Raw genomic sequence first — 22,206 nt, 5'->3', positions numbered from 1 at the left:
GTGGTCAGCCGCGCGCGATGTCCGCGTTCACCTCGACGGCGAGCGCGTTTGCGTCCGGGCGCCGCGGATCGTTCGGGTTCGGCAGGTGCGGGTTCGCATTGAAGATCTGCCAGAACTTCGTGGTCCCGTTCGGATCCTTCGCCTCGACGTGAAATGCGATCGGCCGAAGCGGCTCGGCGCTGTGGTAGCGCACGGTGACCTTCATCCACCCCGTCCGCGGCAGCCCCGGGCGGTGCGCGCCGCTCGCGTCGAGCATCCGCGCGATCTCGACCTCCATCGCGTACCAGGGCCCGCCGTTCATGTTCACGAGCCCGTGCATGGCCACGAGGTTGACCGAGCTGTTCGGCCCGCCGAACCGCTCGGCGATGAGGTGGCCACGATGATCAAAGGGCGAACGCGCCGAGACGCCGAACGCCTGCTTGCGGGGCAGATCCACGTTGCGCACGGGCCCCTCGATCGAGAGCGTCCGCGCCTTGCGCGCCGGCAGCCGCTCCACCTGCGCGCGGAACGTGAACCCGAGTGTCGCGTCGAGCCCCTGCCGTTTCACCCAGACGATCGTGCCCATGGCTCCCTCGCAAGGTTCACCGCGATCGAGGCCGTGGGGCCACCTTGCGGCTCTTGCCGCGCTCCTGCATGGCCCACGCGATCCCGTCCTTCAGGCTGCGCACCGAGATCACGCCGTGCACCTCGATGCCCATCGTGATCAGCGTCTGCGCGACGTGGGGCTGGATGCCGGTGAATACGGCCTTGGCGCCGATGAGCTTCACGGCATGCGCCGTGCGCACGAGCGCCTCGGCGACCTGGGTGTCGACCGTCGTGATGCCCGTCACGTCGAGCAGCACGGTCTCGGCCGCCATCCGCACGACCCCTTCGAGCAGCGTCTCCAGCACGAGCTGCGCGCGTTTCTCGTCGATACGTCCGACGAGCGGCATGGCGAGCACGTCGTCGGCGATGGGGATGAGCGGCGCCGCGAGCTCCCGGAGCGCCTGCTCTTGCGCGTGAATGAGCTCCGCGCGCAGCACTTCGTTCCGCTCCGCGTGCTCCTCGGCGCTCCGCCGATCGGTGACGTCGATTCCGACGGCCTGAAACGCCGCGATGTTGCCCGCTTCGTCGAAGATGGCGCGATCGACCCAGTTGAGCCAGCGCACCTCGCCCCCGGGCGTCAGCACGCGGTGCTCGCATTCGAGGACCGGCTCCTTTGGCCCGAGCCGGGCGAGTACGTCGGCGATGAGGACCCGATCCTCCTCCGGGACGAGGGGCGTGAAGTGGTGACCGACGAGCTCTTCGCGTGTCTTGCCGAAGAAGCGGCAATACGCGTCGTTCACGAACGAGAGCGTGCTGTCCAGGTTGAACTTGCAGATGAGCTCGCGCTGGTCCTCCACGAGCGCGGCGTACATCTGCTTCTTCAGGTGCAGCTCCCGCTGGAGCTCGGCGTTGCGACGCTGGAGTTCCGCGACCTGTGCAGCGAGCGAATCCGTGTCCTGGCTCATCCCCTCGACCCGTGGAAATTGGGCGACGGTAACGCGTCTTCCTTCGCCGGGCAAGACCGGTGTACGGGGGAGCCCTAAGGGGTAGGGGGGGCGACGTAGGAAAGTGCATCACGTGCAGGGAGAGAAGCGTGTTCTATCCGTCGCCACGGTGCTCCGCCGAGCCGGCGACCTCCCCAGAGCGTCGCGCGCGCGCCTCTCCCGAGTTCCCGACTTCTGCAAGACCTTCCCACGCGAGGCTCAGGCGAGCTCCCGACCTCCCCCAAGCCTCGCGCCCGAGCCTCCGCCGAGTTCCCGACCTCCCCCAAGCCTCGCGCCCGAGCCTCCGCCGAGTTCCCGACCTCAGCGAAGCCTCAGCCTTCGCCCTCGTCCGGGCCTGGCTTTTCGTCCGCCCTGCGGCTGCCTGCTCGCGCATCGCCTGCAACTGGCCTGGCGCTTGCGTGACGCTGCGGCGGCCGCGGAGGGTACTACCGGGCGACGGCGGGCTATCAACTCATTTCGGGAACCAAAACCGCCTTGCCGTGACGTGGAAGATCTCGTCGAGGTACTGGGCAAGCGCGCGGCAGAGGATATCGAAGGCCTTCTCCTGTGGATAGCGGAGCTTGGATTCGAGCTCCTCGGCCTTCGCGTTGATAATGCTCTCCACCGCTTCGAGCGCCTGGTCATACGACGCGCCCCGGTAGGCCTGCGCCGGGTGCACCTGATCGAGCATCTTCATCAGCTCGGGATGCGAGGGGAAGACGTCGCCAGCGCGCAAGAACTCCACGAGCACGGACCGCAGGAAATCCTCGTTATGGCGTAGCGATACGGGCTCGAGCGCTGTCTTGAACGCGAGGGCGTAACGCATGACCTCCCCCTCGGGCGTGCTCGCCGGAATGCCGAGTTCCACGAGCCCCTGGTTCAGCGCATCCTCCCACAGCAATTCCTCTAGAATTCCAGGGTCTTCTTCATGCTTGCGGAGGGTGACGAACATCTTGGCCGGAGAAAATGTCAGGCCGTCCCATTCACGGTGGATCTCCAGATCCAGGTGGTATCCCGATTCGCGCAGTTTTTTCCAGCGACGGAGGCGCGGGTGCTTTGGCTCGCTCTCGTTGGTCCGGAAGAGATCGGCTCGCGATTTGACAGCCATGGCGTGACCTGAAGCAGGTAGCTGCACGGAGGGACGGGTTCAGGTCCGCTCATCGACTCACCTCGTCCCCCTCCGCGACGGTCACGCCGTCACGAGACGCTCGACCTCGCCATACGTGGCCGCGATGGCCTCGTCGAGCTTGCCGGCCTCGGGACCGCCGGCCTGCGCCATGTCGGGCCGGCCGCCGCCGCGCCCACCCACGAGGGCAGCCACGTTCTTGATGACGTCGCCGGCCTTCACCCGGCTCGTCGCGGCCTTCGAGACCATCACCGCGAGCTGCGCCTTGCCCGCGTCCACCGCGCCGACGAGCACGAGGCTCGACGCGCCGAGTTTGTCCCGGAGCTTCTCCGCGATCTCGCGCAGCGCCGCCGCCTGCGTGCCGTCGGGCATGCGCCGGGCGAGGACCTTGATGCCCGAGATCTCGCGGGCCTCCGCGAGCATCGCGTCGATCCCGCCGCCCCCGCCGCCGCCGGGGCCGCCACCCTCGATGAGCCGGCGCTCGAGCTCGGCGACCTTCTTCTCGAGCTCCCGCTCGTGCGCGACGATCTTGCCGATCTTGTCCGCGAGGTCGCCGCCTTGTGCCTTCGCGACCTGGCGCGCCTTCTGGATGTCGTCTTCCAGGCCGCGCATGTAGCCGAGCGCGTTCTTGCCCGTCGCCGCGAAGACGCGACGCACGCCGGCCGCGACGCCGCCCTCGCCCGTGATCTTGAACAGGCCGATGTCGCCGAGCGCGCGCGCGTGCGTGCCGCCGCAGAGCTCGATCGAGTCCTGGGTCATCGTCAACATGCGGACGACGTCGCCGTACTTCTCCTCGAAGATCGCGACGGCGCCGCGCTTGCGCGCCTCGTCGACGGGCAAGACCTCCGTGAGCACCGGCGCGTTCTCCAGGACCTTGCCGTTCACGAGGTCCTCGATGCGCTCGACCTCGTCACGCGTGAGAGGCTTGTTGTGCGCGAAGTCGAAGCGGAGCATGTCCGGGCCGACGCGCGAGCCCTTCTGCTGCGCATGTTCGCCGAGCACCGTGCGCAGGGCCCAGTGGAGCAGGTGCGTCGCGGAGTGGTTGCGCCGCGTGGCCGAGCGCGCGGCGTGATCGACGGTGAGCGTGACCTTCTGGCCCACGCTGACCTCGCCCGCCTCGACCACACCCTCGTGCACGACGAGCCCGGTGAGCGGGCGCTGCGTATCCGTGACGCGGATGCGCAGATCGCCCATCGACATTTGGGGCTTCGGATCGCCTTCGGCGTCCTGCGCCCCAAACCCCGCCGTGATCACGCCGATGTCGCCGACCTGGCCGCCGCTCTCCGCGTAGAAGGGCGTCTCCTTCACGACGACCTCGACGCGCGCGCCCGCGCTCGCCCGGTCCACGAGCGCGCGGGTGAGTTTGTCCGAGCCGTCCTTCGTTTCGACCGCGATGATCACGACGACCTCGCTCTCGCCCGCCTCGCGCTCGTAGCCGGTGAAGGTCACGGGCGAGCCGAGTTTTTCGCGGGCCTGCCGGTATGCCGGGTCGACGGCGGCCGTCGGATCGATCGGCCCGTCGGCCTCGTCCGCGCCCTTGACGATCTTCTCGGCGCCCTCGAGATCAACGGCAAAACCCTGCTCGCCGCAGATGACCTGCGTCAGATCGAGCGGGAAGCCGTACGTCGTGTAGAGGTCCGCGGCCGCCGGCGCCGAGAGGGCCTTGTCGCCCTTCTCGCGCATCTCCTCGAAGCGCTCGTCGAGGATCTTCATGCCGCGCTTCAACGTGGCGCGGAAGCGGACCTCCTCGTCCTCGGTGACGCGGGCGATGAGCTCGCGCCGATCACGAAGCTCGGGGTAGACGTCGCCCATGCGATCCACGACGAGCAGCGCGACCTCGTGGAGGAAGGGTTTTTCGATGCCGAGCCGGTAGCCGTGCCGGATCGCGCGGCGCATGACGCGGCGGAGCACGTACTCGCGCCGTTGCTTCTCGGGCATCACGCCCTCGGCCACGAGGAAGGCGGTGGTGCGGGCGTGGTCGGCGATGACGCGCATCGAGACGTCGTCGGGCGCGAGGCTCGCGCCGTACTTCTTGCCCGCGATCTCGGCCGCGCGCTCGACGAGCGGGCGCAAGAGGTCGGTGTCGTAGTTCGACGTGACCCCTTGGAGCACGAACGAAATGCGCTCGAGGCCCATGCCCGTGTCGATGCTCGGCGCCGGGAGCGACGTGACGGGCGCGTCCTTCTCCGCGCGGTCGTACTGCATGAAGACGAGGTTCCAGATCTCGGTCCAGCCGGAGCCGTCGAGCCGGGGCTCCTCGCCGAACCGCGCGAGGTCGACCTCGTCGCCCGTGAAGAAGTGGATCTCCGAGCAGGGGCCACACGGGCCGGTGTCGCCCATGCTCCAGAAGTTGTCCGCCATGCCGAGCCGGAGGATGCGATCGTCGCCGAAGCCCGTGACCTTGCGCCAGATCGAGGCCGCCTCCTCGTCCGCGGGGAAGTTGTTCTCGCCCTTGAACACGGTGACGACGAGCCGCTCCTTCGGGACGCCGTAGACCTTCGTGAGCAGCTCCCACGCGCTCGTGATGGCCTCTTCCTTGAAGTAGTCGCCGAAGCTGAAGTTGCCGAGCATCTCGAAGAACGTGTGGTGGCGCGCGGTGACGCCGACGTTCTCGAGGTCGTTGTGCTTGCCGCTGATGCGGATGCACTTCTGGCTGCTCGCGGCGCGCGTGTACGCGCGGCGGTCCTTGCCCGTGAAGACGTCCTTGAACGGGACCATCCCGGCGTTGACGAACATCAACGTGGGGTCGTTCTGCGGGACGATCGGCGCGCTCGGGACGACCTCGTGGCCGCGAGAGGCGAAGAAATCGAGGAAGGTGCGGCGGATCTGATGGCTCGAGGCGGACATGGCGCCCGCCCATCTACCATGTTTCGCGCCTCAGAACATGATCCCGAGGTACCAGCGGAGCGTCATCGCCGTCTCGGTGTCGAGCGCCGGCGCGTTGCGGTTCTCCGGAGCGCTCTCGTAGCGGCTGGCCTCGCCGGGCAAGTAGTTGAAGCCGCCGAGGGGGAAGAGCACGCCGTACTGGAGCATCGTGTAGAAGCCGCCCATCTGATCGGGACGGTCGTTCAGCGCGCCGTCCTTCGCCTGGAAATAGAGCGAGAAATCGAGCTCGACGCCGAGGTCACGCTTGTTGCCGGGCGTCTGAATGAACTCGCTCGCGCGGCTCCAGATGATCGCCGCGCTGCCGCCGAGGCGCTGTCCGTTCGGGTCGCGCGCGAAGTCGTACTGCACCGAAGGACGGAAGTAGTACGCGCCCTGCACGCGGCTCATGATGTTGCGCCAGAGGATGAGGTCGACGCGGTAGTCCTGGTGGAACCGGCCCGTCGAGAACGTCCGATCGGCCGTGAGCTGCCGCTCGAGGCCGCCGCGCGGCGGCGCGAGGCCCTCGACGTCGGGATCCCCCGAGGCCCAGCCGAAGCCGAGGTCGAGGCGGAGTTTGTCGTCGAGGGCGCGGAACTCGGACTGCGCCGCGACGATGAAGCTCCGCACGGTCCAGCCGGTGTCCTCGGCGTCGAGCGGGTTGCTCTCGACGGTGGTGCCGCCCGCGGTCTGGAGGTTGTCGATGGTGCCGTAGGTCATCGAGGCCTCGGCCTCGAAGCGGAACTTCTTGTAGAGGAACTGGAACCAGAGGTCGGGCGTGAAGAACTGCGCGCCGCGGCGGGAGTAGCCGGCGCGGATGTTGTTCGATGCCTGGCCGAACGTGGCGCTCGTCGCCGGATCCGTGGTGTCGTTCGCGAGGGCCTGGTTGCGGTAGGCGAAGTAGAGGCCGCCGTTGATGACCGGCAGCCCCTTGGCGAGATCGAGCCGCGCGAGCTCGGGATCCCGCCTGCGCGCGGCCATGAACACGTACTGGCTCACGTCGTCGAACTGGCCGAGATCGTAGGGCTGGCCCTGTTGCTCGCGGAGCGCGGCGCTCGTCGCCCCCTCGCTGATGAAGTCCCACGCGCCGGCGAAGTAGAGGTCGTACTTCTTGATGCCGGTGACGAACATGATCCGGTCGACCGTGCTCTGGTAGTCGGAGTCGTAGCCGTTGCCCTCGTTGTTGAGGATGCCGAGGCCCCACTGGTTCGGCATGCGGCCGAAGCGGAGGAGGCCGACGGGCGTGACGTACTCGCCCCAGGCGCGCTTGACGATGATGCTGTCGACCGTGCTCGTTTGTCCCGCAACGGGCGCCCACGAGGTGGTCGCGAGCGCGCCGATCGGCGCGTAGCCGCCGCGCTGGCCGACGGTGTAGCCGCCGCCGGCTGCGGGGTTGTTCCAGTAGCCCTCGGGCGTCGAGCCGAGGACGAAGTTGTCGAGGATGTCGATCTGCGAGAGGACCCGGAGGTTGTCGCTGATGTGCAGCTCCGGCGTGAGGCGGAAGCGCATGTTCGCGCCGGCCTGCGTGTGGTTCTCACAAGGCGTGGTCCCCGTGGGATCGTCGCCGCAGAGGGTGACGGTCTGCACCTCGCCCGACATGGGGTAGTAGGCGTTGTCCGGCGGCTGCGGCCAGAGCGCGCGATCGGGCAGCTCTCGACGGCCGAGATCGAACGTATGGAAGAGCTCGGCGCGTACGCGGAAGAGGCCGTGGATCTCCAGGCTTGGTCGCGCCTGGGACCACCAGTCCTCCGCGAAGACGTCGCTCGGCCGCACGCCCACGTCGCCTGTCGGCGCAGGACGATCGGCGCCCTGGCGCGTGAGCGCGCGCGCGTCGCGATCCGGATCCGGCGTGGCAGCGACGGGCGCGGCGGGCTTTTGCGCAGGCGTGGTCGCGGGCGGCGTCGCAGGCGTGGTCGCGGGCGGCGTCGTGCCGTTCGGCGGTACGAGAGGCTCGTCTGCGGGCGCCGTCGTCGGCGCTGTCGTCGTGGTCTCCGCGGGCTTGGGCGGAGGCGGCGCCGCGGGCTGGGCGAGGGCGGACCCTGCCGCAGAGAGGCCGAAGGCGAGCGCCGCGAGCGACACTGCCGTTCTCGTTCCCGATCCGTACGAGGAGCCTAGGTACCGCGACGAAATTCGCATGGCGCGTTTGCTGCGTGTGTCGCGCCGGACGGGGCCCCGCTTTGGAATCCGCGTGCCGCGCGCTTTGGGTGTCGTAACGAGGTTCGTCTCGCCGTGCCCGCGCACGGATCGTCCGGGCGCTCGGGCAGGGGCGATGTCTCACGCCGAGCGGGTGTGGTCAACGTGGATCGGTGTTGGCCGCCTGGCCAAGGGACAGGTTCCGAGGTCCCTCGGGGAAAACCCGGTCTCCGGGTCGTCCGCGTCGTGGACGGCCCCTCCGCGACGGCCTTTCGCGCCCCCGGGCCCGCCGCGCCGGCGCAAGCCGGCACCGCGGATCGCGTCCAGTACGACCAGAACGGCTCGAAATTTCACCCGAATCCAGGATCCCCGTTGCGGCGCTCTGGACGGTCTTCTATTCCTGCAATTCTCGTGTACCGCCGTTCCCAACGTGCCGGTTTGCTGTCCGCGCCAAGAGGGTTGATGAGAACGCGACTATCGCCAAGGCTGCTGACTCTTCTGGGACTTCTCTCCGTCTCGCTCGTTCCAACCGCCGCGCTGGCCCAGGAGAGCTCCGCGGGGGGCGCCAAGGAGGGAGAGTTCTCCGTCCAGCGGTTCGAACCCGTGCCGGGCTCGAAGAACTACCTCACGGTCGCGGGCGCTCGCATGGACGCCGCGATGGGCTTCACCGCGGGCCTGATGGTGAACTACGCGAACAAACCGTTCGTGGTGAAGAGCTGTAGGGCGCAGGCGGACTGCGCCTCGCCGAACGCGCAGCTCCAGGACGTCGCGGTCATCAGCGACATGTTCACGGCCGACGTGCTCGCGTCGCTGACGCCCATCCCGGCCGTGCAGATCGGCCTGCGTCTGCCCGTGATGTACGTGAGCGGCTCGGGCATCAACCTCGACACGGGCGGGCCCGATCCGAACGGGCTCAAGGCGTTCGGCGTCGGCGACGCGACGCTCGAAGGCAAGTTCCGCTTCTACGGCGACCCGAAGAACAGCGCCGTGGTGCTCGGCGGCGCCGTGGACGTGTCGGCGCCGCTCGGGACGATCACGGCGAAGGACAAGTACATCGGCAACAGCACGCCGATCACGGCCGGCGGTCGGCTGATCTTCGACGGCTCGTTCGGTGCGTTGTCGTTCGGCCTGAACCTGCGCGGCGTCTACCGCCCCGAGGCGCGGCTCGGCACGACGACGGTCGGTCCCTTCGAGTTCCGCTACGGCGCGGCGCTCGGCTACCGGGTGAGCCCGACGGTCCGCGTGATCGCCGAGGGCTTCGGCGGCACGAAGTTCAGCTCGCAGAACGGGACGAACTCGCTCGAGGTCGACGGCGCCCTTCAGATCACGCCGCTCAGCCTGCCGCTCGCCTTCACGGTCGGCGGTGGCGGCGGCGTGCTGCAAGGCGTGGGCGTGCCGCTCTTCCGCGCGCTCGGCGGCATCGCGTTCGTCGCGGAGGTCGGCGACGAGGACGGCGACGGCATCAACGACAAGGACGACAAGTGCCCGTCGATCGCCGAGGACATCGACGGCTTCGAGGACGACGACGGCTGCCTCGAAGACGACAACGATCAGGACAAGGTCCCCGACGTCAAGGACAAGTGCCCGCTCAAGCCGGAGACGATCAACGGCCTGAACGACGACGACGGCTGCCCCGACGAGCTGCCGGATCGCGACAAGGACGGCATCGGGGACGCGGACGACAAGTGCCCCGACGACTTCGGCAAGATGCGCGTGAAGGAGTTCTACGGCTGCCCGGACAAGGATCAGGACGGCGTCGCCGACAAGGCCGACGGCTGCCCGGATCAGCCGGAAGACACCGACGGCTTCGCCGACACCGACGGTTGCCCGGATCCGGACAACGACGGTGACAAGATCAACGACGATTCCGACGAGTGCATCGATCAGCCGGAGGTCTACAACGGCTTCAAGGACGAGGACGGCTGCCCCGACGAGTCGCCGGACTCGGACAAGGACGGCATCCCGGACGACAAGGACAAGTGCCCGAAGCAGCCGGAGAACCTGAACGGCTTCGAGGACACCGACGGCTGCCCGGACAAGGGCCCGTCGCTCGTCACGATCACGGACGACGACATCAAGATCCTCCAGCGCGTCGAGTTCGCCACGAACAGCGACAAGATCCAGGGCGCGACGAGCTTCGCCGTGCTCAACGCGGTCGCGAGCGTGCTCGAAATCCACAAGGAGATCTTCCTCGTGGAGGTCGCGGGCCACACGGACAACGTGGGCAAGACGGAGGAGAACCGGGCGCTGTCGCAGAAGCGCGCCGATGCCGTGGTCAAGTACCTGATCGACAAGGGCATCGACAAGACGCGGATCCAGGCGAAGGGCTACGGGCCCGACAAGCCGGTCGCCGACAACAAGCAGTCCGCTGGCCGCCAGAAGAACCGCCGCGTCGAGTTCAACATCCTGAAGTCGGCGAAGAAGAGCCAGGCGGCCCCCCCGCCCTGAGCAGGCTCGACGAGGAGCGGGGTGACGTCTTCGCCTCGCTCCTCGCCCCTCCCTCGCGATCCCATCTCAAAAGGAACCAAATCCCAGCTCGGGTGTCCTGGTAGAGTCTTCTCGACAGGATCGGGGGCGCGCCTGTGCCTTCGCATTCCTTTCGATGTGGAGGCACCCCAGGATGTCCTCGTACCGCGCTCGTTCGCGCCTCGCCCTCGTGGTGCTGGCGTTCTTCGCCCTGGTTTGTCCGGGGCTGCTCACCGCGTGTCGTGAACCGGAGCGCCCGCTCCTGCCACGATCCCAGACCTGGGCCGAGCTGCGGACGGTCCGCCGCGACGTCCTGGTCGCGCCGCCCGGCGAGCCGATACGGCCTCCGTACCCGCGAGAAAGGCTCGTGGACGGCGAGGTGGTGCGGGTGCAGGAGAACGGGCTCGCGTGGCTCCGGCGCGACGGGGGTGCGACGCTGCTCATCCGAGGCCCCGCGGAGCTCGTCCTCCACGCCGACGTGATCGACATCAAGCACGGGCGCGTCTTCGTGGACACGCCCGCGACGATCACGACCGAGCTGCGGACGCCGACTGGGCCGCTGCACCTCGCGCACGTGCGGGCGAGCATCGACGTGGCGCAGAAGGACGGCGCGTCGGACGTATACGTACTCGCCGGCGAGGTGCGCACGGACGGCGCGGGGCGCGCGACGGCCGGCGAGCGGCTCACGCTCGAACCCCACAAGGGCGAGCCAACGGCGAAGACGTCGCCGGTGCTCACGTGGGAGGACTGGACGGGCGGCCTCGCGACGACGGATCGCTCCGCCGAACCTTCGCCGTACGGCGTGGGCACGGTGGGCGCGCGTCGCCCGGGCGAGCAAGGCGCGCCGCGCTTTCCGCTCGCGATCCAGAGACTCGACGTGCGCGTGTCGATCCAGGACGACTTCGCGATCACCGAGGTCGACGAGGTCTTCTTCAATCCGAGCTCGGCGACGGTCGAGGGCGTGTATCGGTTCCGCACGCCCGCGGGCGCGACGCTGCACAAGTTCGGCGTGGATCGCGACGGCGTGGTGTTCTGGGGGTACGTCAAAGAGAAGGCGGCCGCCGCCGCGCAGTACCAGGCGAACGTCTACGAGGGCAGCAAGGAGGATCCGGCGCTGCTCGAGTGGGAGGCGCCGGGCGTGTACAAGGCGCGGCTCTACCCGCTCTTGCCCGGACAATCGCGGCGTGTCGTGGTGCGTTATGCCGAGTGGCTCGGACGCACGGGCGCGCGCGGTGAACGCCGGCTCTACGTGTACCCGATGGCCGCCGAGGGCGCCGAGGGGTCGCTGCCGCACATCGAGGAGTTGACGGCCACGATCGATCTCGCGCGGGCGGGCGCGCGCGAGGTGCGCACGGGCATGAGCGGCGTGCGCGAGGGCGGGACGATCACGGTGCGCGCGCAGGACTTCGTGCCGAGGGCCGATCTCGCGATCGAGCTCTTCGACGACGGCCTCGTCGCGCCGCGCGGCTACACGGCGCCGCACACGATGGATCCCGAGACGGTGCCGCCGTCGGAGCGCGCGGACGCGATGCAGCGCGCGAGGACGGAGGCCGACTACGTCATCGTGCCGGTGCGATCCGCGGACGTGCCGCTCGCGAAGGGCGGGCTCGATCTGGCGATCGTGATCGACACGTCGGCCGCGACGGACGCGCCGTCGCTCGCGATCGCGCGCGCGACGACGGCGGCGCTCCTCGCGCACCTCGGCAAGGACGATCGGGTGGGCGTGTTCGGCGGGGACACGTCGCTCGTGCCGGTCGTGCCGGGCAAGGAGGGGCTCGCGCCGATCGACGAGGCGGGGCGGCGTGAGGTGCTCGCGCGGATGTCGCGCATCGAGCGAGGCGGCGCGACGGATCTCGGGGCGATGTTGAGCCAGGCCGCGGCGCTGCTCGATCCGGCGCGGCGCGGCGCGGTGGTGTACGTCGGCGACGGCGCGCCCACGGTCGGCGAGCTCAGGCTGCAGGAGCTTCGCGATCGGATGGCGAAGCTGCCGCGGCCGGTGCGGATGTTCGGCGTGGGCGTGGGCGACGAGGCGGACATGGCGTTGCTCGAAGGCCTCGCGCGGGGCGGGTTTGCGGAGCGCGTGGCCGACGCGAACGCCGCGGCGCGCGTGGCGCTCCGGCTGCTCGAACATGCTGAGCGTCCGGTTTGGCTGGGCGCGCAGGTGGATCTCGGTCCGACGGTGGAGCGCATTTTCCCGCGGGATCTCGGCGCGCTCGTGGCGGACGAGAGCATCGCGGTGATCGGCCGCGTGACGACGGCGGGGCTGCCGACGTCGGTCTCGCTGACGGGGCCCGCGGGTACGGTCAAGACGAACCTGCAGGTGACGCGGATCGAGGACGAGGGGGATCTGCGACGTCGCTGGGCGGAAGGGCGCCTGATGCAGATGATGGCCGAGGCGACGGGGCGCGCGGCGATGGTGGATCTCGGCTCGCGGCACGCGATCATCACGCCGGTCACGTCGCTCTACGTGCCGACGAAGAACGAGATGACGCCGGAGGAGCGCGCGGAGCTCGAGCGCAAGAAGGGCATGGCGCGCAGCCTCGTCGAGACGAAGCGGCGGATGGGCTGGACGCCGATCATCAAGGCGGACGTCGACGACGAGGAAGAGGAAGTCAGCGTCGCGACCGCGGAGGTCGCGGCTGCGCCGAACGCCGACAACAAGGAAGGCGGCACGGGCACGCGCGCGAAGGGCGAAGAGGGATCGATGGGGAACCCGGTCTCGCGCTCGACGGGCAACCGCTACGGCGTGCAAGGGCCCGCGGACAACGCCGATCCACACATCGCGCGGCAAGCCGCGCTGCGTGACGCAGCCGAGTTCGGGATGATCGGCATGCTGAACACGGGCGCGGGCGGCGATCCGAACGCGCCGACGGCGCCGTGGGGGCGCGACGACTCGCTCGCGAGTGAGCCGACCTCCGCCGTCGGCAACCAGTGGGGCAACACGATCGGCGACGGGTTCGGCGCCGGCGGCCTCGGGCTTTCGGGCGTCGCCGAGGGTGGCGGCGGACGAGGCGAAGGGATCGGGCTCGGTTCCATCGGGACGATCGGGCACGGCGCGGGCACGGGCACGGGGCAAGGCTTTGGCTCGGGGCAGGGCCGGCTCGGTGGACAGCACAAGAGCGCGCCGCCGAAGATCATGGAGGCGCCGATCGCGATGCCGAGCGCCGCGGCGACGGCCGCGCCGGCGGCACGTCCGCCTGTACCGCAGCCCGCGCCGTCGCTGCCGTTCGGCTCGACGAAGCAGTCGAATGCACCAGGGGATCCGCTCGCGGGCGGGGACCTGAGTGGCAAGCCGTCTGCCGGGGAGGACATCTCCAAGGCCGATGAGGATCAGAAGCCCGCGGAGAAGGCCAAGCGCGCCTCCGGCCTCACGGGCACGACGATCGTGGTGCACGTGGGCGACGTGCCGCATCAGGCGTCGCCGTGCAGCGGCGCCGCGCTCGTTCCGTTCGAGGAGCGCGTGGGCTTGTGGCGCGAGCGGTTCGGGCGCGCCGCGGGCAACGCGCAGGGCGTGCGATCGGTTTACCGCGCGGCGCTCTCGGCGTGCGAGGCGCCGACGTGGCGGGAGAGGTCGAAGCTCGTGTCGCTCATGCTCGATGCGATGCCGTCGATCGCCGCGAAGGTGTCGCTCTGGCGCGTGATGTTCACGGATCTCGGCGTGGCCGACGCGCTCTACCGCGGGATCCTCGCGCGGGTGCGCACGGCGCAGGAGATGCGCGAGCTGCACGCGGCGCTCGGCCTGAAGACGATGGATCCGAGCCTCCTGGAGAAGCTCATCAAGGACACGAAGTCTCCCGACGAGCGGGTGAAGAAGGTGCGGGAGCTCGTGGCGCAGTGGCCGGACGATTTTGCGCTCGCGCTGCGCCTGCTCGACATGCTGGAGGATGCGTCGGACGACGCGGGCGCGCGTGAGCTCGGCAGGACGTTGCGGTCGAGGCCCGACGCGGACGCGCGGGTGCGGACCGCGGTCGGCGAGCTCTACATGCGCCTCGCGGCGAAGGAGGCCGACGCGGGCAAGAAGGCCGCGTACGAGGCCGAGGCGCGGCGGTCGTTCGGCGAGATCGTGGAGTTCGCTCCCGACGATCCGGTCGCGCGGCGCAGGCTCGGCGATCTTTTGAGGGCCCACGGTTGGTACGCGGACGCGGCGCGGCAGTACGAGACGCTGGCGCGGCTCGCGCCCGACGACACGAGCGTCTCGCTCCTGCTCGCGGCCGCCGCCGAGGGCATGGGGAAGCTCGAAGAGGCGATCAAGTGGACCGAGAAGGGCGGCGCGGCCGGCGCGCCCGACGCGGAGCAGAGCCCGGCCGTGACGGCGCGCGCGTTCGCCGCGACGTACCTCGCGTGGGGCCGGCTCCTCGCGCAGAAGAACGGCAAGAAGGACGAGGAGCAGACGCTGCGCGCGCGGCTCCTGCGGGTGATCTCGACCGAACGCGCGGCCGGCAAGGCGCCGCGCGGGGCGCGGGTCTCGCTGACGTGGTCGCACCCCGAGTTTCACCCGTCGCTCTGGACGAACGGTCTCGGCACGCAGATGCCTGCGCCGGAGGGCGACGTGACGCTGGGCATCGCGCAGGCGCTCCTGCCGATGCGCCCCGACGCACGCGTGGAGGTGCGGCTCGAAGGGGAGGACGTGGAGCACGCCGCGCGGCTCGGCGCGGAGGCGATCCTGACGATCGTCTTCGACGAAGGGGAGGACGGCGAGACCATCGTGAAGCAATCGATCCGCTTCGCGCGCGGCGGCAAGCCGGTGCGGGCGTTCGCCATCTCGAAGGGTGAGGCCCGGGAGGTCGAGCCGTGAGCGACGAGCGACGAGAAGAGCAAGACGTGAACAGCACGCCCTCCGAGGAAGCGAGCAAGGCGGCCGGAGAGGCAGCCGTTCGTCCCGAAGAACCCACGGGCAGCGCAGAGGAGAGCGCGCGCGCGAGCGAAAGCGGAGACGAAACCGCGAGCGGAGGCGGAAGCGGAAGCGGAAGCGGCGGCGGAAGCAGAAGCGGAAGCGGCGGCGGAAGCGACGACGACGATGATCACGACGACGACGCGCCCGCGGCCGCTACGCCTGAGCCTCCGCGCACGAACGAGCGTCGGATCATCGTGGTCACGCGCGGCGAGAAGCTCGACACGGCCGAGTGGCTCCCCGTGAGTGATCCGCGCGCGCAGGAGCAGATCCGGCGGACCCCGCCTCCGCCCCTGCCGTCCGGAGGCGGGAGCATCCCGCCCGCGCTCTTTGCGATCGTGAGCTCGATCGTGGTCATCCTCGTGACGGTCGTCCTGCTGCGCGGGCAAGGCGAGCGGATGCCAAGCCAGCCGCTCGTGCCGACGGTGGCCGATCTGCAAGCGGTGCACGCCTCGGTGACCGCCGCGGGCGCGCCCGTGCACAAGACGCGGCGGCTCTCCGAGGGAGACGTCGTCAAGACCGACACCGACGGCCGCGCGCGCCTGCGCCTCGACGACGGCACGGGCCTCGTGCTCGATCGAGCGACGAGCCTGCGCATCACGCAAAAGGGCGTGGCCCTCGAACACGGGCGCATCTTCGTGCAGGGCGCGCTCGGCGCGCGGACCGAGATCGAGCTCGGCGAGGCGACGGGCATCGTCAGCGGCGCGAACACCGGCATCGAGCGCTCGCGCGAGCGCCCAGCGAGCGCGAAGCTCTACGCGGCGACCGAGGAGATCACGGTGCGCGCGGGCGGCGCCGAGAAGACGGTGCGCGCGGGCGAGACGGCCACGGTGGACGGCAGCAAGGTCGAGATCGCGCCCGAGCGCGGTTACGACGACTGGACCGGTGGGATGGCCGCGCCGTGGGGCGCGAAGGGCGCGCCGCGGAGGGCCGTCGGTGAGCTGTGGGGTCGGCCGGACAAACCCGGAGACGCCGGCTCCCCGCTCACGATCCGCGCGCACGACGTGGAGGCGACCGTCGCGCGGGAGCTCGCCGAGACCGAGGTGCGGACGACGTTCTTCAACGCCGGCAGCACCTCCGTGACGGGTGATTATCGCCTCGCGATCCCGCCGGGCGCGATCGTCGCGCGTTTCGCCTCCGTGCGTGGTGGCAACGTGAACGAGGGCCACATCGCGCTCGCCACGCGCGAACTGCGCGGCCCGGGGAGCTCCAGCTCGGGCGGCGAGGTGCTCGAGTGGGCCGGCGAAGGCTGGGTCCGCGCGACGATCCCGAGCATCTCGCCCGGCGCGACGGTGCAGGTGATCGTCCGGTACGTCGAGTGGCTCTCACCGCGGCCGAAGGGCGACGGGACCTGGGTCGTGCAGTACCGCTACCCCATGGTCTCGGACGCCGCGCCTCCGCTCATCGGCGAGTTTTCCGCGAAGATCGACGCGACGCAGTCGAGCCCGAAGTCGATCGGCGCAGGGCTCGGCGCGCGCGTGACGGGCAGCACCGTCGAGGTGCGGCGGCCCGATTATCGGCCGACCGCGGACCTCGTGGTGGACGTCGCGATCGAGCCTTCATCGGCGCCCGCGCGGCTCTTCGTGGCGCCGCCGTTCGAGGGAGACGAGGACGATCCGGCCTCGACGATCCTCGTGCGCACCGAGGTGCCCGAGGCGCGCGCCGAGGACGGGGTCACGCTTGCGCTCGTGCTCGATGTCTCGTCGAGCGTGGAGCCGGCGCTGCTCGATGCGGAGCGTGCGCTCGTCGACGCGGTGCTCTCGGGCCTCGGGGCGCGCGACAAGGTGGTCGTGCTGGCCGCCGATCAGACCGTGCGCCCCCTCGGCCCGGCCGCGATCGGCCCGGTGGACGAGGCGCGCCGCAAGGCGATCCGCGATGCGCTCGGGCAGATCTCGACAGGCGGCGCGACGGATCTCGGCCGCGCCCTCGAAGCCGGTGCGGACGCGCTTCCGGCCGACGCGCCTGCGGGCATGGTGATCTACGTGGGCGACGGCTGGCCGACCGTTGGAGATCCAACGGTTGATCGAATCCAGGCGCGGCTCGCGCGCCGGCAGGGCGGGGCGCCGCGCCTCGGGGCCGTGGGCGTCGGGCCGCTCGTGAACCGGTTCGCGCTCGCGAGCCTGGTGCGCGGCTCGGGGCCGCTGCTCGAGATCGCGGACACGACCGACGCCGCGCGCGTCGCGACCGAGCTCATCGCCGAGGCGCTCCAGCCTGCGGTGGCGGGCGTCGAGGTCGTGTTCGGGACCGAGGTCGATCGCATCTACCCGCGCTCGGCCCGCGCGATCACAGCCGGCGAGACGGTCTTCGCGGTGGGGCGCGTGCGCGGGGATCCGCCGCGCTCGATCACGCTTCGGTACCGGGATGCGCGCGGCGTGCACGAGGAGAAGCGGCCCGTCGTTGTGGAGCGCGCGCTCCGCGAGCAGGACGTGGCGCGGCGCTGGGCCGCGGCGCGCGTCGAGGAGATCGCGCTGAAGGGCAAGGGGCGGGAGGCCGCGACCGACGTGGCCCTGCGTGCCGGCCTGCTCACGCCGTGGACCGGCTTCGTGATCGGCGGCCCGCGCGTCTACCCGCCGTCGCTCTTGCAGACGCGCATCCTCGACCTCTCGGCCGGGCCCGAGTCCGGCTTCTCGGCGGCGTTTGCCACGCCGCGCGCGGCGGCCGGGACGCTCATGAACGTCCCGCAGGAGACCGAGTCGGCCGAGGACAAGGACGACGAGGCCGCCTACAAGGCCGCGGTGGCCGAGGCCGCTGCGAGGCTCCTCGACGAGGCGGGCCCCTCGGTCCGCGCGTGCCGCGACTCGCGCGCGGCGCTCCGGCCGGAGCTCTCGGGCAAACTCGACGTGAACTTCTCGATCGACGGCGAAGGCCGCGCCGACAAGGTCCGCGTGAAGGGCGTCGCTGGTGCTGACGACGACGCGCTCAACCGATGCGTCGAGGTCGTCGTGCGCGGGATGATCTTCCCCGCGAGTGGGCTCACCGTGTCGATCGAGGTGACGCGCACGCTCGGCTTGCCGCCGCCGCGCGCGACGCTGCGGGGCCGCAAGTGCTCGCCGACCTCGTTTCTGCCGATGCCGCTCCGCCGCGGCGTGTGGCGCGAGCGACTCGAACGCAGCCAGGCCGACGTGGTGTACGTCGAGGCGAAGCAGTCGTGCGAGCTGCCCACGTGGACCGATCGCCGCGCGCTGCTCGAGCTCATCCTCGTGAACGAGCCGAACGGCCTCGCGCGTGTCGGCGTCGCGGGGCGGCTCGAGCTGCTCGGCGAGAGCGACGCGGCCGCGCTGCTCCGGCGCGAGGCGATCCGCCGCGCGCAGAGCCCCGAGGAGCTCTACGCGATCAAGCGCGAGCTCGTGGGCAGCGAGCGGTACCCCGTGGGCACGTTCCGGAAGCAGTATCGCGCGGCGGACGGCGACAAGGGGCGGCTCGCGGTCGTGCGCCGCTTCCTCGGGATTGCGCCGCACGACGCGCGGCTCCGGCGAAGGCTCTTCGCGCTGCTCGAAGCGCTCGACATGAAAGCCGAGCTCTCGGAGGAGATCCGCCGCGCCCGCCGTGATCCGTTTGCCGACGCGGGCTTGCTCGCGGACGCGGCGTCGGCGCTCCTGCGCATCGGCGACGAAGCGGAGGCGCGCCGGACGTTCGGCGAGCTCTCCGAGCGCGCCCCGCGAGACCCCTGGGCGCGCGCCTTCCTCGGGGATCGCCTTCGCAACGAAGGCTTCTTCGACGACGCCTCTCTGGCCTACGCGGTGCTCGAAGAGCTCGTCCCCGAGGAGCCTGCGGCCGTGATCCGCCTCGCGCTCGCGCATGCGGGCGCGGGTCGGCTCGACATCGCGCACCGCATGCTCGCGCGGGTCGCGCAGACGGGCGGCCGCGCGGGGGACGAGACGCTCGGCAGGCTCGCGGGCTACCTCGCGCATGTCCTGCTCGCTGAGGGGCGCGGCCAGCAAGGGCTCTCGGAGTCGGACACGGATCGCCTCGCGCGCGCCTCGCTGGAGCTCCCGTACCCGAATGCCGCCGTGGTCGCGCTCGTCCGTGCCCCTGCGGGCGCGCTCGCCCTCGACGTGAAGCTCCTGCGCGACAAGACCGAGGACCCCCTCGGCCCCGACGTCGCCGCGGCGGGCGTGGGCCTCTACGCGCTCCGCTTTGGCCTCGCGGAGAAGTCGCCGATCTCCCTCCGCCTCGCGCGCCCCGAAGAGCTCGCGCCCGCGCGCGCGACGAAGGTTCGTGTCGATGCGCTCGTGCCCGACGGCGAGGGCAAACCGCCGAAGCTCGTCTCGATCGACGTCGAGCTCCCGCCGACCGGCAAACCCCTGACGCTCCGCTGGACGGGCAGCGCGTTCACGCCGGGTTGAGGTGAGCGGTGGTGTCCCCCGGGATGCCGCCGCTCGTTCTTTTGAGCTCCCAACAATCGCGCCATCGAATGCGCGTCGCGCAGGTCAGCCCTTTGCGTGGGGCTTGATGCGCGCCAGGATCTCGGTCAGCGCCGCGCGGGCCCCGAGGGGCAGGCCCACGTGCCCCGCGGGGACCTCGGGCTCGCGGACGTTGATGCGCACGAGCAGGCCGCCGAGGCTCGTGGCGATCCGTTCGCTGAAATGACGAACCGTGGGGATGGCCGTGCCGGCGCCGCATTCGATCACGACCACGCGGCCGCGCGCCTCGCCCCGGATCGACACGAGCCACGCCCCGAGCCTCTCCTCCTGCGCGTCGGTGCGGCTCGCGTCCCAGCCTCCGTCGCCGAACATGAGCACGTTGGGCCGGGCCATCGCCCCGCAACGCGGGCAGACCGGAAGCGGCTCCTTGGCGCGGAACGACGTCGGATCCACTTCGACCGTGTAGGGATCGGCGGGGAAGACTCCGGCGCCGCAGCCGCGCGTGCATTGCATGAAATCGATGGCGCCGTGGCACTCGACGATGCGCGCGGGGTCGAAGCCTGCGCGCTGGAACTGGCCGTCGACGTTGGAGGTGAAAACGAAGCAGCCGTCGTCCATCCTGCGTGCGAGCCGCGCGAGCACCCCGAAGCCGTCATGCGGCCGCGTCTTGCGGTAGAGCCCGAGGCGGTGACCATAAAAACCCCAGGCGAGGGTGGGATCCTTCGCGAACCAGCGCGGATTCGCGAGGGACGAGAAGCCGAGGCCGAGGTCCTTGTACGGCGGGTACGCGCGCCAGAATCCCTCGTCGCCGCGAAAATCTGGCAGACCCGAGTCGACGCCCATGCCCGCGCCTGCCGTGATGACGAGAGCGCGCGCGGTTTCGAGGGCACGAGCGGCTTGCTCGAAGAGGGAATCATGCGGGGTCATGGGAACTCCTCGTGCGCCCCCGGTCGTGAGGGGCGCTCGTCATCGAATCATCGGTCGGCGCGGTGGCGGCATAAACCCGCCTGCCCCTTCGTCGACGCGCGGGCGAAGACGAAGGGGCAGGGGAGCGCGGCAGGGAGGTTCCCGGCGCTGTCAGGGCGTGACCGGCGTGCAGGCGCCCGTGGTCGGGTCGTTTTCGTTCGCCGTGCACTTGAACTGGGGCATTGCCGGGCAAGGAATCGGGGGGCAAGCCGCGTCGCAGTCGGCGCTCTCGTACTTGTTGAGCGCTTCCTTGTAAGCGACGACCTCGGGCAGATCCTGGGCGAGCACGCTGATGGGGCAGCAGGGGCCCGCGATGATCTCCTGGCACTGTGCGATTTCGGGCTGCAGCGGGTAACATTTCGTCGCTTCGACGAGCTTGAGGTCGACGTCGGCCTTGAGCGGCTCGCAAACGGCCGCATTTCCGCCACTTCCGCCCGAGCCACCCGCGCCCGCGCCGCCGGAGCCATTGCCACCCGCGCCGCCGGAGCCATTGCCGCCCGCGCCGCCGGAGCCATTGCCGGCGCCCGCGCCGCCCGCGCCATTGCCGCCTTGCCCGCTGCCGCCTTGCGCGGTGCCGTTGCCCGAGCCGCCGGCGCCGTCACCGCCGTCACCGCCGTTGCCTCCGCCGCCGCCCGTCCCCGGGGGACAGACCTGGCCGGCCGGGCAGCCTGTCGCGCCGCCGGTGGGTTCGACCTGCTGATCCCCCGGGCATCCAGCCAAAAACAACGCCGCACCCGCCACCTGAGCCAGCAAGACGAAACGCATGATCCCTCCTCGCATAGAGAAAGCTTCGCCAAGATCCAACATTGGACGTAACATGGAAATTTTATAGCTTCGGGGCCAGCCTTCGTCCACCGAGCGCGCCGCATTTCGGCGCGCGTCTGCGCGCTCGGTCGAGGATCCCTACGGGCCGCCCCTCAGAGCTCGTTTTGGCGCGTGATTCAGCGTCGCGCAGGCAGCGGCGGCGTTTTCGGGGTCGATATTCCAGTCAGGGGCGCCGAATTTGCCGTCGATGCACACCATACAGAAACGGCTGTCCAGTGGCTCGACCCGGAGCGTGGGGAACGACTTGAACACGCGCGTAGGTAGAGGTTCGTCGCGCCACACCCGAAAGGGCTCGATCAGTCGTACCGCTCGGTGTGCACGTGCTTGCGGTCGACGCCGAGCTCGTGACGACAGAGCTCGCGCACGGCTTTCACCATGCGTTCGAGGCCGCAGACGTAGACGTGCGGCGCAGCAGACGCGCCCGCCGCTTCGAGCTCGCGGAGCAGGGCAGGGACGTGCGTCTGGACATACCCGCTCTTGCCCGTCCAGGACTCGCCCGGCCGCGAGAGCGTGATCGTGTACCGCACGTGCGGGTGCGCGCGGGTGAAGGCCTCCATCTCGGCGCGGTAGAGGATGTCCTCCTCGAAACGCGCGCCGAAGAGCAGCCAGAGCGGCGCCTTCGAACCCGACGCGAGCGCGGCCTGCATCATCGCGCGGAGCGGCGTCACGCCCGTCCCGGTGCCGACGAAGAGCGAGGGGCTCGGGTCGTCCGGCGCGCGCGTGAACAGGCCGTGCGGGCCGATCGCCGAGAGGACGGAGCCTTCGGAAAGATCGTGCAAATACGTCGAGCCCGGGCCGCAGGGGACACGCGTGACGGCGACCTCGAAGTGGCTCGATCCGTCGGGCGCCGACGCGATCGAATACGCGCGGCGACACTCTCCCTCAGGGAGCGGCAAGACGAGGTTGATCCATTGCCCCGGGTCGTGATCGAGAGGCCGATCGTCGACCCGTTCGAACATGAGCTGCCGCACCGTCGGCGCGATCATCGTCGCCGACGCGAGCCGCACCTCGAACGTCTCGGGTTTTTTCATCCGGCGACGCGGAACATAGGGGGAGGTGCCGTTA

Annotated in this window: 11 protein-coding genes; 3 read left to right on the top strand and 8 right to left on the bottom strand. The window is 70.4% G+C overall.

Features of this window, described 5'->3' with window-relative positions:
* Positions 1 to 4: 4 nt before the first annotated feature.
* From E8A74_RS24190 to E8A74_RS24170, 5 genes are all read right to left on the bottom strand, one after another.
* A complete protein-coding gene (locus tag E8A74_RS24190; protein WP_136931427.1) occupies positions 5 to 565 on the bottom strand; it encodes a DNA/RNA non-specific endonuclease in 561 nt (186 codons plus the stop codon).
* A gap of 16 nt (positions 566 to 581) precedes the next feature.
* Positions 582 to 1,490 (bottom strand): PAS domain S-box protein, encoded by a 909-nt coding sequence (locus E8A74_RS24185; protein ID WP_136931426.1) that lies wholly within the window; start codon positions 1,488 to 1,490, stop codon positions 582 to 584.
* A 490-nt stretch (positions 1,491 to 1,980) separates the two neighbouring features.
* Positions 1,981 to 2,616, bottom strand: a complete 636-nt coding sequence (locus E8A74_RS24180; RefSeq protein ID WP_136931425.1) for a hypothetical protein — start codon at positions 2,614 to 2,616, stop codon at positions 1,981 to 1,983.
* Between the two features lie 81 nt (positions 2,617 to 2,697).
* The gene (alaS, locus tag E8A74_RS24175; protein ID WP_136931424.1) at positions 2,698 to 5,481 is read right to left on the bottom strand and encodes an alanine--tRNA ligase; all 2,784 of its coding nucleotides are present in this window, start codon (positions 5,479 to 5,481) and stop codon (positions 2,698 to 2,700) included.
* Positions 5,482 to 5,511: 30 nt separating this feature from the next.
* A complete protein-coding gene (locus E8A74_RS24170) occupies positions 5,512 to 7,575 on the bottom strand; it encodes a TIGR04551 family protein (RefSeq protein WP_232379719.1) in 2,064 nt (687 codons plus the stop codon).
* Between the two features lie 516 nt (positions 7,576 to 8,091).
* Here E8A74_RS24170 and E8A74_RS24165 point away from each other — a divergent pair.
* The 3 genes from E8A74_RS24165 to E8A74_RS24155 all read left to right on the top strand — a co-directional run bounded on the left by E8A74_RS24165 (position 8,092) and on the right by E8A74_RS24155 (position 19,332).
* Positions 8,092 to 10,077 carry an OmpA family protein gene (locus E8A74_RS24165; protein WP_136931422.1) on the top strand — a complete coding sequence of 662 codons (1,986 nt, stop codon included), beginning with the start codon at positions 8,092 to 8,094 and terminating at the stop codon, positions 10,075 to 10,077.
* A 172-nt stretch (positions 10,078 to 10,249) separates the two neighbouring features.
* The gene (locus E8A74_RS24160; protein WP_170229331.1) at positions 10,250 to 14,890 is read left to right on the top strand and encodes a VIT domain-containing protein; all 4,641 of its coding nucleotides are present in this window, start codon (positions 10,250 to 10,252) and stop codon (positions 14,888 to 14,890) included.
* Entirely contained in the window at positions 14,887 to 19,332 is a 4,446-nt protein-coding gene (locus E8A74_RS24155) for a VIT domain-containing protein (protein ID WP_136931420.1), read from the top strand. The genes E8A74_RS24160 and E8A74_RS24155 overlap by 4 nt, the downstream gene beginning before the upstream one ends.
* Positions 19,333 to 19,416: 84 nt before the next feature.
* Here E8A74_RS24155 and E8A74_RS24150 read toward each other — a convergent pair whose 3' ends face one another.
* The 3 genes from E8A74_RS24150 to E8A74_RS24140 all read right to left on the bottom strand — a co-directional run bounded on the left by E8A74_RS24150 (position 19,417) and on the right by E8A74_RS24140 (position 22,172).
* A complete protein-coding gene (locus E8A74_RS24150) occupies positions 19,417 to 20,277 on the bottom strand; it encodes an SIR2 family NAD-dependent protein deacylase (RefSeq protein ID WP_136931419.1) in 861 nt (286 codons plus the stop codon).
* 150 nt (positions 20,278 to 20,427) lie between these two features.
* Positions 20,428 to 21,081 (bottom strand): hypothetical protein, encoded by a 654-nt coding sequence (locus tag E8A74_RS52610; RefSeq protein WP_170229330.1) that lies wholly within the window; start codon positions 21,079 to 21,081, stop codon positions 20,428 to 20,430.
* A 356-nt stretch (positions 21,082 to 21,437) separates the two neighbouring features.
* Entirely contained in the window at positions 21,438 to 22,172 is a 735-nt protein-coding gene (locus E8A74_RS24140; RefSeq protein WP_136931418.1) for a ferredoxin--NADP reductase, read from the bottom strand.
* Between the last annotated feature and the right edge of the window lie 34 nt (positions 22,173 to 22,206).

Origin of the sequence: Polyangium fumosum, from assembly GCF_005144585.1 — a bacterium.
GTDB classification, from domain to species: Bacteria; Myxococcota_A; Polyangia; order Polyangiales; family Polyangiaceae; genus Polyangium; species Polyangium fumosum.
The sequence above is the reverse complement of the archived record's forward strand: the minus strand, read 5'-3'. Positions and strand labels throughout refer to the sequence as shown.